10 protein-coding genes and 1 pseudogene are annotated in these 10,535 nt (G+C 34.6%); 4 read left to right on the forward strand and 7 right to left on the reverse strand.

Annotated elements, in window-relative coordinates:
* Nucleotides 1-39: 39 nt before the first annotated feature.
* Nucleotides 40-369, reverse strand: coding sequence for a hypothetical protein (locus OZD68_RS03665; protein ID WP_275009036.1), 330 nt, complete (start codon nt 367-369; stop codon nt 40-42).
* 3 nt (nt 370-372) lie between these two features.
* On the opposite strand from OZD68_RS03665, the gene OZD68_RS03670 reads away from it, so the two are divergent.
* The gene (locus OZD68_RS03670) at nt 373-543 is read left to right on the forward strand and encodes a hypothetical protein (protein WP_182309805.1); all 171 of its coding nucleotides are present in this window, start codon (nt 373-375) and stop codon (nt 541-543) included.
* Nucleotides 544-977: 434 nt separating this feature from the next.
* Here OZD68_RS03670 and OZD68_RS03675 read toward each other — a convergent pair whose 3' ends face one another.
* Both OZD68_RS03675 and OZD68_RS03680 read right to left on the reverse strand, forming a co-directional pair.
* The gene (locus OZD68_RS03675; RefSeq protein WP_182309804.1) at nt 978-2,006 is read right to left on the reverse strand and encodes an NAD(P)H-dependent flavin oxidoreductase; all 1,029 of its coding nucleotides are present in this window, start codon (nt 2,004-2,006) and stop codon (nt 978-980) included.
* A 5-nt stretch (nt 2,007-2,011) separates the two neighbouring features.
* On the reverse strand, nt 2,012-2,533 hold the full coding sequence (locus OZD68_RS03680; RefSeq protein ID WP_182309803.1) for a cytochrome b: 522 nt from the start codon (nt 2,531-2,533) through the stop codon (nt 2,012-2,014).
* An 837-nt stretch (nt 2,534-3,370) separates the two neighbouring features.
* Between OZD68_RS03680 and OZD68_RS03685 the strand changes: the two genes are divergently transcribed.
* A complete protein-coding gene (locus OZD68_RS03685; protein ID WP_182309802.1) occupies nt 3,371-4,567 on the forward strand; it encodes a phosphoglycerate kinase in 1,197 nt (398 codons plus the stop codon).
* Nucleotides 4,568-4,616: 49 nt separating this feature from the next.
* Nucleotides 4,617-5,411 (forward strand): annotated as a pseudogene (locus OZD68_RS06790) (EndoU domain-containing protein).
* Between the two features lie 182 nt (nt 5,412-5,593).
* Here the strand turns inward: OZD68_RS06790 and OZD68_RS03705 are convergent.
* Nucleotides 5,594-5,824, reverse strand: coding sequence for a hypothetical protein (locus tag OZD68_RS03705; RefSeq protein WP_259366082.1), 231 nt, complete (start codon nt 5,822-5,824; stop codon nt 5,594-5,596).
* On the opposite strand from OZD68_RS03705, the gene OZD68_RS03710 reads away from it, so the two are divergent.
* Nucleotides 5,748-6,038 carry a diacylglycerol kinase gene (locus OZD68_RS03710; protein ID WP_259366081.1) on the forward strand — a complete coding sequence of 97 codons (291 nt, stop codon included), beginning with the start codon at nt 5,748-5,750 and terminating at the stop codon, nt 6,036-6,038. The genes OZD68_RS03705 and OZD68_RS03710 overlap by 77 nt on opposite strands.
* 40 nt (nt 6,039-6,078) lie before the next feature.
* Here OZD68_RS03710 and OZD68_RS03715 read toward each other — a convergent pair whose 3' ends face one another.
* The 3 genes from OZD68_RS03715 to OZD68_RS03725 form a co-directional block, all read right to left on the reverse strand.
* Nucleotides 6,079-7,023 (reverse strand): RluA family pseudouridine synthase, encoded by a 945-nt coding sequence (locus OZD68_RS03715; protein WP_182309806.1) that lies wholly within the window; start codon nt 7,021-7,023, stop codon nt 6,079-6,081.
* Nucleotides 7,014-8,717 (reverse strand): hypothetical protein, encoded by a 1,704-nt coding sequence (locus OZD68_RS03720; RefSeq protein WP_182309801.1) that lies wholly within the window; start codon nt 8,715-8,717, stop codon nt 7,014-7,016. The genes OZD68_RS03715 and OZD68_RS03720 overlap by 10 nt, the downstream gene beginning before the upstream one ends.
* Nucleotides 8,718-8,778: 61 nt before the next feature.
* Nucleotides 8,779-10,458 (reverse strand): ComEC/Rec2 family competence protein, encoded by a 1,680-nt coding sequence (locus OZD68_RS03725; RefSeq protein ID WP_275009042.1) that lies wholly within the window; start codon nt 10,456-10,458, stop codon nt 8,779-8,781.
* Between the last annotated feature and the right edge of the window lie 77 nt (nt 10,459-10,535).

Below are 10,535 nucleotides of genomic sequence, written 5' to 3' on the forward strand. Positions count from 1 at the left end.
GAAGGGCTAGAGTATCCACTTTAACCTCTCTAAATTTGCTCACAATCTCTTAACTTGACGCGTATGGTCTATTCCACTATCTGAGTCATTGCCACTACTGAGTTTAGAAGTTTGCTTCTCCTCTATTTCTTTCACAACCTTGCTATATTTTTCAAACACTTCCTCTGTAACAGAGGAATTACTAAGTATTTTATTATCACCACTTTTTTTCTCAGCTACATTCAAGGGTGTTTCTTGTGTGTTGTTTTGCTCTTCAATATGTTTTAGCTGCATTTGATCTTCAATATTTTCTTCAACAGCATTTGGTATTGAGCTTACACTGCTGCTCCTGTTAGTATAGCTCTTTTTACAATAATCCGAACAGATCATAATATGCTACTGCTCTACCATAGCCATAAGCACATATCTTATCCTATTCGGACTATTGCGAGAAGTGCTATAATATCCAAAATTGTTTGTACTATTGCTGCCTTTTTTTTTGAGTCTAGTTTTTTTGACTCTGTTATTTCTGCTTTCAACGCTGGAAGAAAGTGTTGGATATAATTATTATAATGTTCTCTTTTTTTCCCCACTGATTTTTCTAACTCAGCTAATGCTTCAGGACTAGTTCCTTGCTTGGATGACTCTAAGTGTTTTGCAATAGCCTGCTCATTTTGTCGTTCTCTCAGTATTTTTTCCAATTCAGCCAATGTTTTAGGACTAGCTCCCTGCTTGAACAACCTTTTGCATTCTTTGGAAGTCTCATCTTGATTTTCTTGATAATTTTCTGCTGTTACCTTTTTGTATATAGTGTTGCTCAATTGTTGGTTAATATCTCCTTCCTTACTCTTAGGTTTTTTAAAGGGACTGTGCATAACATTCCTCCATACATAATAAAATGTATAGATACCTCTTTAGCGTTAATTTTACATTAAAACTGGGCAATTATGCCATATTATAAATAATTGCGGCAACTTGCTTATTGGAAGGTCGCTTAACTATTTGCTTTCTGGGCTTTCTACTTCTACAGATTTGCTATTAATATGATTCTTTGCTTGTTGAACTAACATATCCACTACTTCTTTTACAGGCTTTTCCCTATCAACCATGCCAACACTTTGGCCGGCCATTAAAGATCCTGTTTCAACATCTCCTTCAATCACTGCCCTTCTTAAAGCTCCAGCCCAGAACTTTTCTATTTCAAGCTGCCCATCTTCTTTTGAGATCTGTCCCTTTTGGTATTCATCAATAACTTCTTTTTGACGCTTCATGAAGTCATCGCTTGCTTTGTTGGCTATGGCTCTTACAGGAATTACAGGAAAATCAGCACTTATCTGTACAGAAGGTATTGCATTACGTGCGGCTGATTTAATAAACACTTCCTTAAAATTTTTGTGGGCAATTGACTCATTAGTGCAGACAAATAATGTACCTATTTGACAGCCACTTGCCCCCATTTCCAGGTAATTAACTATCATTTCGCCTCTTCCTATCCCACCTGCAACAAACACTGGTATTTGTTCATTTTTAAAATGAGGCAATATCTCTTGTGCAAGAACAGAAGTGCTGACTGGCCCTATGTGCCCACCTGCTTCCATTCCCTCTATTATTAACCCATCTACTCCCATTTTTACTAACCTTTTCGCAAGGCTTAATGCTGGTGCAAAGCACATAACTTCAATGCCCGCACTCTTGATTTTTTCTATATTAGGCTTCGTTGGCAGTCCACCGGCAAGAACTATGTGGCTCACTTTCGTTTCAATACACACATCTATCAACTCACTCAACTTTGGGTGCATAGTAATTAGGTTTACACCAAATGTCTTGTTAGTTAATTTTTGTGTCTCTATGATTTCTTTTTCCAGTAAGTCTGGGAACATTGCACCACATGCAATCACACCAAAACCACCAGCGTTTGAGATTGCTGAGACCAAGTTTCTCTCTGAAACCCAGCTCATAGCACCACCCATTATAGCAAACTCACTGCCAAGAAAATCTGTTCCTTTTTTCCAGAGGCTACTTAACATATAACCTATATCATACGTTTAAAAATGTTTTGTTTATCTATAAATGTGTGTTTTAAGGCGCCAAGTATATGTAAGATTATAAAGAGTACCATAAAACATGCAAGCATCGAATGTAGCTCATTAGCCGTGTTAGCTAGGTCTTTGTTTTGATTAATCAACAAAGGGATATGAAAAAAATATTTGATCTGTTTGCCAGAAGCAGAAGACATGACATAGCCAGATAGTGGCATTAGCACCATCAAAGAATATAAACCAAAGTGTACTGCTTTACTTATATTGATTACAAACCGAGAAAAATTTGCTGGAAGTGGTGGAACATAAGTAAAGACGCGAAAAAATATGCGTACTATGATTAATCCAAGAATAGTGATACCGCAAGCCTTATGAATAGCGTATATGTTGAACTTAATTTCATTGCTAAGTGGCAGGCTTTTCATATAAAGTCCAGAACAAAGCATACCGATAATAAAAACAGCCATCAACCAATGGATAACCCTTAAACCTAGGCTATATTTATCGTCTTCCATTTTGATTACCATAAAGTAGCATTTATATAATAGAAAAACTATTTTTCAATCAAAATTATTAAAGCAATTTAGATTTACCGACAATGTAGCTATACAAATTCGACCCAGCCGAGAGTCAAGTAGCAGGCACTGGCATCTAAGTCATAGAAACGGATCAAATGCAAAACTTACTTGACACCCTTCGCCAGCCCCCTTATCATGAAACTGAAGCTATTTATTTATCTTCTCTGTACAGATTAAATGGCAAAAAAACTCAACGTATCTGGCGTCTCATGTTTAATTTTTTGCACTATGTGCACTCTATGTCTTTATCAAATTTCTAGGTTTTTACCTATACAAGCTGAAATACGCTTATAAAGCATTTAAAACATCAAAAAACGCCAACTTAAAAAGTGGATAGTGAATAATTAGCTACCCTAGGGTTTCTTTTGCCTTTTTTTCTGTTTAGTAAATTTCTTAAACATTTATGACTAAAGGTTAGTTGCATTAAAAAGCAGCTAAATCGCGGTTATTAAGCGTTTAGAATAAAAAAACGCCATACTTGAAAGTATAATGTAAGTAATTAGCCAACCACGGGGCTTCTTTTGCCTTTTTTTCTGTTTAGTAAATTTCTTAAACATTTATGGCTAAACGACAATCGTCATCCCTGTAAAGGTCAAGTATCCCGCTACGTGTTAGCGGCTAAAAGATACACGGCGGTATGACGGTTCGTGATGGCATGACGATAAGGTTCCAGTGTCAAGCGTTTGGCATGCAAATTTCCTTAAACGTTCGTAAGCTTAAAACTTTACTTTAGATCAAACTGCTGTATAGTGACTTTATAGCTTCAATTTTGTAATGAATATACCTAGTATAGAAAATTGTGATCTTCACAATAAAACCGTCTTACTCAGAGTTGACTTCAATGTTCCTATAAAAGATGGAGAAATTCGTGACGTCACTCGTATTTTGAGAGCACTGCCTACTATTCAGTATTTAGTGAATGCGAGTGCAAAGATTATTATTATATCACATTTCGGACGCCCAAAGGCCAGAGACAATAATCTGTCGCTAAAAAATGTAATTGACACTTTATCGCAGTTACTAAATAAAAAAGTGAAATTTATTGACGATTGCGTTGGTGAAAAAGTACAAAGAGCAGTAAGTGTTATGGATGCAGGAAATATAATATTACTAGAGAATCTAAGATTTTATGAAGGGGAAAAGGAGAATGATGCAAACTTTGCAAGACAATTAGCATCTCTAGTGGATATATATGTAAATGATGCATTTTCTTGCTCTCACAGAGCTCACGCTTCTATTTCACGCATTACAGAATTTTTACCTTCCTATGCAGGATTTTGCTTGCAAGATGAGCTAAAGTATCTTGAAAAAGCTGTATCGTTTAAAGCTAAACCTATTACTGCGATAGTTGGGGGAGCTAAAATATCAACTAAAATAAAAGTGCTTATGAAGCTAACAGAAAAGGTTAATTACCTAGTTCTAGGTGGTGCAATAGCCAATAATTTTTTGTCATTTAGCAAAGTAAATATAGGGAAATCTTTCTTTCAAAATGGTGTTGACGACCTTCTACATAATATTGTTGAAACAGCAAATAAAAACAATTGCAAAATAGTTGTGCCAGAAGACGTTCTGGTTGCAGTAAACTCTGATTACAGCACTAGTATTTCAAGAAGAACTGAGTCCATTTTGGACGGTGATATAATTTTGGATATCGGACCACAAACTTTGAGTACAATAAGCAGTATAATAGCAAGCAGTAAGACTCTGCTGTGGAATGGACCTATTGGTGTTTTTGAACATTCAGCTTTTGCAAGCGGTACAATAGGGGTAATGAAAATCGTAAGTGACTTAACGCACAAAGGAAAGTTAACCAGCATAATAGGGGGAGGCGATAGTCTATCTGCAATAAGCGCTGCAGGCCTTACCGATAAGGATTTTACATATGTTTCCACTGGTGGAGGAGCATTTTTAGATTGGTTAAGTGGCGATGAAATGCCGGGAGTTGCTGCTCTGCAAAAACGATTAGATTAAAACTTTTTTAAATTATTTCTTATAGGCTAGCTTTTTTGTGAACGTGATTATGTCGAAGACAGTTAAATTAATTTTGTGTTTAATAATACCAATAATAGGATTTATTTTTTATATTAAGGATCATTATTTTCACACCGGCTATGTAGAAGAAAATGTTGAAGTCAATTTTGAACCATTTTTCAGTTCACAACCAGCCACCGTTTCAGAATTAACTGACTTCGATAGAGGAGTGTTGAGAGTTTGTGGAGATTGGTGAGCACATCCAGATAAAGAAGATTTCAAAATTTTACTTAGTTGTCTGCAGCATCAAGAAGTAGTGAAAGGAATATATAAGTGATTACGCCAGATGCGGATTTGGAGTTACTGAAAGATGAACTGGCTAACATTTGGTTTACAAATAGTGGAAGTGAAAAAGAAACTATAGGGTTTGGACATATTTTTTGTGGTGAGCCAAACGATAAACTAGGTGGTATGCATTTTGTAGGTAGATATGTTGAAGCTCAAGAAGATAAATGGGCAGGTGCAATTTGGAATGATAAGTCCCTATGCAATAAATCAGATATTAAGCCGCCAGTTTATACATTTGGAATGAAATATTTAGGTAAGGATGGGGAAGTGAAAGTTAAATGCCCAAATGGATACGCATATAACCTTCATGCCGATAATTTCTGCAACTAAGGCGTTTAAGGAATTAGGAAAAGATGGAATGTGTCTATATGAAATGGAAGATGACGATTATCAATCAGTGTTTGTAAGAAAGAATGATGCTATACTCACGTTCTATCCTGACTTAACACCAAAATGTGATGATAAGAGTACTTATTGTAGTTGCGGTAAATCTTAATTTCAAAACCAATAGGGTGAACAAATGATAAAAATGCTATAGGGTGTAGCAAATCCAAATAAGTTAAAATTTTGATTAAAGTGTTTTGTGAATAATAATGAAGAAGGGCATTATTCGTCTAATAAAAGCAATTCAATACTCTTGTGAAGGAATAAAATCAGCTTTTATATCAGAAATTGCGTTCAGACAGGAGTTATAGCCTTTCTTATAATAGTCCGAATGCGATAAGATATGTGTTTATGGCTATAGCAGGCCAGTAGCATATTACGGTCTGTTCGGATTATTGTAAAAAGAGCTATACTGCTTTTTATAGTATGTGTCTCAATTTTGTTTGTTTTGGATGTAAGTAATCTAGAACGTGCAGTAATGATAAGCAGTCTATTCCTGGTGTTAATTGTGGAAATTGTTAACACTGCTTTTGAAACGACAATTGAGCGTATTTCCAGTGAACAACACATACTTTCAAAAAAGGTGAAAGATCTAGGTAGTGCAGCAGTTTTTCTTTCATTAATTATAGCTCTTTTTACAATAATCCGAACAGATCATAATATGCTACTGCTCTACCATAGCCATAAGCACATATCTTATCCTATTCGGACTATTGCGAGAAGTGCTATAACTTCCTGATAACATGGATGATAATATTGACAGGTTAATACGAATGTTATTAAGATATGTTGTCAAACTCACCAATTAAAGTTTTTATATCTTGCGGTAAATCAGAGACAAATTCCATGTATCCCTTACTTTTGGGGTGATATAAGCCCAGTGTATAAGCATGTAGTGCTTGTCTATTGAAATTACGAATAAAACTAGAGTTTTTAGCATATTTTGTGCTTTTACTACTATTTTTCCCATAAACTTGATCACCAACTATAGAATGTCCTATGTGGCTCATGTGGACTCGAATTTGGTGCGTTCTACCTGTTTCTAAAGTGCATTTAACGAGGCTTGCTTGTCCTATAACTTTCTCTACTGAGTAATGAGTGATTGCTAATTTGCCCGTTGTTTTTGTAACACACATCATTTCTTTATTACCACGCTTTGGAGCAATGTTAGTTTCTATAGTCCCCTGCTGGGAAGATAATGTTCCCCAAACTACTGCTAAGTATTCCCGCTTTATTTTGCGATTCGATAACAATTCAGACAAAAAACTATGGGCTGCTTCATTTTTTGCAATTACCATTAGCCCACTAGTATCTTTATCGAGTCTATGAACAATTCCTGGTCTTACATTAAGGTGAGCGATAACTGCGTTCAAAAGCGTATCATTGTTTGTCCCAGCACCTGGGTGCACTGTTAATCCACTTTGTTTACTCAGAACTATAATGTCTTCATCTTCATAGACGATATTAAGTTTTATGTCATAATTAGGCTCAATTGATGTGGATATGTCAGGTTGAACGAGATGCACCACATACTCTTCATCTGGTTTTACTATGTAGTCATTATTAATTATCGGTGTGCCAAGTAATTTCACCTGCTCATTTTGTATCAATCTTTGCGCTTTGCTGCGTGATATGTTGCATTTTTCAGCTATATAGGTGTCTAACCTTAATTTCTCTTTATCATTATTAACACTTAAGGTTATTATTGAGTGATCTATAGTGATTTACCCCGCGCCATTTCCCATGCTGCTTGAACATTTGGGTCTGTAAACATTGTTGCACTAGACTCAATTTGCAGATCACCTTGTTTTTTAATATGGCAAATTGTTTGAGAGCCATCTTTCCAGTGGATTGTAACTTTATTATCAAAATCTCGTAATGTTGCCTCAACCTTTTTTTCTTTATTATCTTTTTCTTCCAGCTTAATAGATTCTAATAAATAATATAGAAAGTCACTTGGTTTGCCGTTGATTTTTTCTTTCCATTCATCTGTTTTTTCTTGTTCAGATTTTTTTTGCTCTAACTTTTCCTTCTTTTGCTGCAGCTTATTTTGTTCTGCTTCCAGCTCTAACTTTCTAACTGTGTCACGTAGTTCTTTGACTTTATTTTCTAATACTAATAATTTATTAGTATTATTTCCATTGTTAGCTTCTAAATCAGGCGTACTTGGTTGAGCTTGCTTCTTTTTTATTTCTTCTAATTCATTCCTTACTACGTTTAATTGCTCCTTCAATTCCGTTTTTTCCTCTTCTGTATCCTCTTTTAACTTTTTTAGCATGCTAAGGAACTCGTTATTATTAGACTGCGTAGTTGATTGAAGCCAGCCTACAAAGCGGCTTGGTTCAAATCGTTCAATTTTATCTTCAGCAATTTTAATAGCATTCTCTAACCTAGAAAAAGTACCTTCAATATCTAGTGAATGTGCTTTTTTTGTCAATTCTTTAGTGTTGTTTAAAACTTCTGAAATTTCTGCATGTAGCCAATCTAAATCTTTTTTGATGTCTTCTCTGATTTTTTTTAGGTGATCAAGCGTTTCTTTAATGTTAATATTTGCAGGCTTTAAAAGACTATTATCAAGTAAATCGCAAGCTTTTTTAAGTTTACTGTCAAATGAGTTGCAAAGCGGACTAAGTAGTTTTTTCATTAGAGATATTAGTTCATTTTCCCTTTTACCAAGCTTATTTTCTACTACTGATACAACCATGCCCTTTCCAGACCAGTATGGAAATAGAAGACCTAAAGAACTGTGTTTTCTAATAGTATGATTTTCATGATCCACGCTATTACTTATTAGATTGCTAAGTGTTGATATGATGCATAAAAGAATAGCGACTAATAAAGCTATTAATGTTATTGGAGCATTAATGGATTGTGATATTGCTGAAACTACTATAATAGTACCAAATACATATGATCCAGTAAACAAGAGAATCCTATTTCTATTTTCTGCTTCTATATCTTCTAGTATTTCTCTCTGCGTCTTAGAATTTGGTAAAACTATTGAAAGCTTTTTCCTCTTACGATCTAAATTTGTTACAATTTCAATTTTTTTAGCTTCTTGAGCAATCTGGCTGTACTGTTCATCAACTTGATAGTTTCCTATTTTTTTATCTATTTCATTCTCTTTTATTTTTTGTGTATTTATAAAGTTTATAACAGCAGTAAATAAGAGAACTATAAGAGGAATAAAGGCAAGAGGTGCTGGCGTGAACGCAAACCCAGCAATACTTACTGTAACAGGCTGAATAGAAAAGGCAGCAAATGCTATAAGAGTAGCAATGGTACTTGCTATCGATATAGTACCAGAATACTTTCTTATAGAGCTCAAAATTCTACTGGGCTGGTCAGAAAGTTTTCTAAATCTAAATCCTAAAAAATAAAAATAGTCTTTGAAAGGATCTTTAGTGTCTGTAACCATAACATTTTTCTAGTTTAAACTTATTTAGGTATACATTAACCAAACCTTAAAATCAAGTTTCTTAATTTTTCAACATGTGCCAAGGCCTATTGGAGCGCACTGTATTAATCTTTACGTAACGATTTGTTAACCAAACAGAATGTGTGCCATACGTTTCTAGATCAGCATGTTTAATAATTTTAGCGTTGCAAGCTGAATAGTCGAATTCACTTAATTGAATTATCAGATCAACACTATTACAGTTTCTCAAGATATCTTCTTTTTTATAAGCAAGCAGTACTGATTTATTATTTCCTTTATTATATATACAGCCATACTTTAGTCTTTTATCTGGATTGCTATATTTTGTATGATTCAAAATTTGGTTCTGTCCGTTTTGCTTTGCCCACGTTTTGATAACAAAATTTCTGCTTTTTCTAGTGAGAGAATATAGTAAGTTATCACTCTCCTTTGCAGCAACATTATCAGCATTTATTAGGATGTCGGAGGTTTTATATGCAGCGCTAAAGCAAATACCTAGTACAATAAAAAAAAATCCCAAAAAACGCCAATTTCTTTCCCACAAGCACAGCCACAATAACCCAAATGTTATTATAATAATTGATGAGGCAGGAAAAGTACGAATGGGAATAACCAAATACTGAAGACTAGCGATAGCGTTTGTTATATAGAAAATGCTGTCAATTGGGCGCTCTATAAATGGCGCTATAATCCATTCAATACCTAAAGGAATCAATAAGACATAAATTATTCCAAGTGGAATAATAATTAATGTAACTATTGGTATAGCAACTAAATTTGTGATAATGCCACTAATTGAAAAATAATTAAAATTATATATCGTATACGGAACAGTTGCTAAACTTGCTATTACTGAGCTGATCATTATCGACACAAAATATTTCATTATTTTTATTTTGAGTAATTTATTAGCATTAATTTGATAACTGGCAAACAGTACCAAAACAGCAGAAAATGACATCTGAAAGCCTGGCTTTAAAATTGCTTCAGGTTCTATGATAAGTATCACTGCAGCAGCAAACGCAATTGCTATTAACCCTCGATATTTTCTCTCTATCATTATTGCAACGAGTACTAAAATCACCATGATGTAGGCACGCTGAGCAGAAATTTGCATACCGGTAATCAACAAATAAAACGTGGTTGGCAAGATAGTAAGGAATGCAGATATTTTCTTGGTGTTATACTTAAGAGTCAAAGTTTCAGATATTGCGAATAAATTACGAAACACTACAAAAAACAGACCAGCAACGAATGATAAATGCAAACCAGATATGGCAAACAAATGTGCTATACCTGAATCTCGTATCGCGTCCATAGTTTTTTGATCTATGACATCTTTTTTACCGATCAGTAATGCAGAGATTATATCCGCATGTGGTTTCTTGATATTTTGCTGCAGGTTTTCATAAATGTATTGACGGAAAGATTCTATATATTCTTGAAATTTCCTTGCTTCAGCCTTTTTGTGCAGGACTATTTTGCTTGTTGCAAAGCCTGTTGCACTTATTTTCTGGTAATATGCTATTCTTGCAAAATCGTATGCATACTCCGAGGGCGCAATCTTTAGAGGGAAGAGTTTTGCTGATAATTTTACTTGATCGCCTATTTTAATGCATTTTTCCACTTTGGTTCTAACTGATATTCTGATGTTATCTAGAGCTCTATCCTGTGTCATTCCAGCGCGTGACGCTGGAATCCATATCTTTTTTTTCTCGATCCCAGTAGGCTTTGTTGCATCGCTCTTCGGATAGTAGGTAACGCACAATAAATTTATGAAGCTATCTCAAATTTAGC

Origin of the sequence: Wolbachia endosymbiont of Drosophila bicornuta, assembly GCF_028982105.1 — a bacterium.
GTDB lineage: Bacteria > Pseudomonadota > Alphaproteobacteria > Rickettsiales > Anaplasmataceae > Wolbachia > Wolbachia pipientis.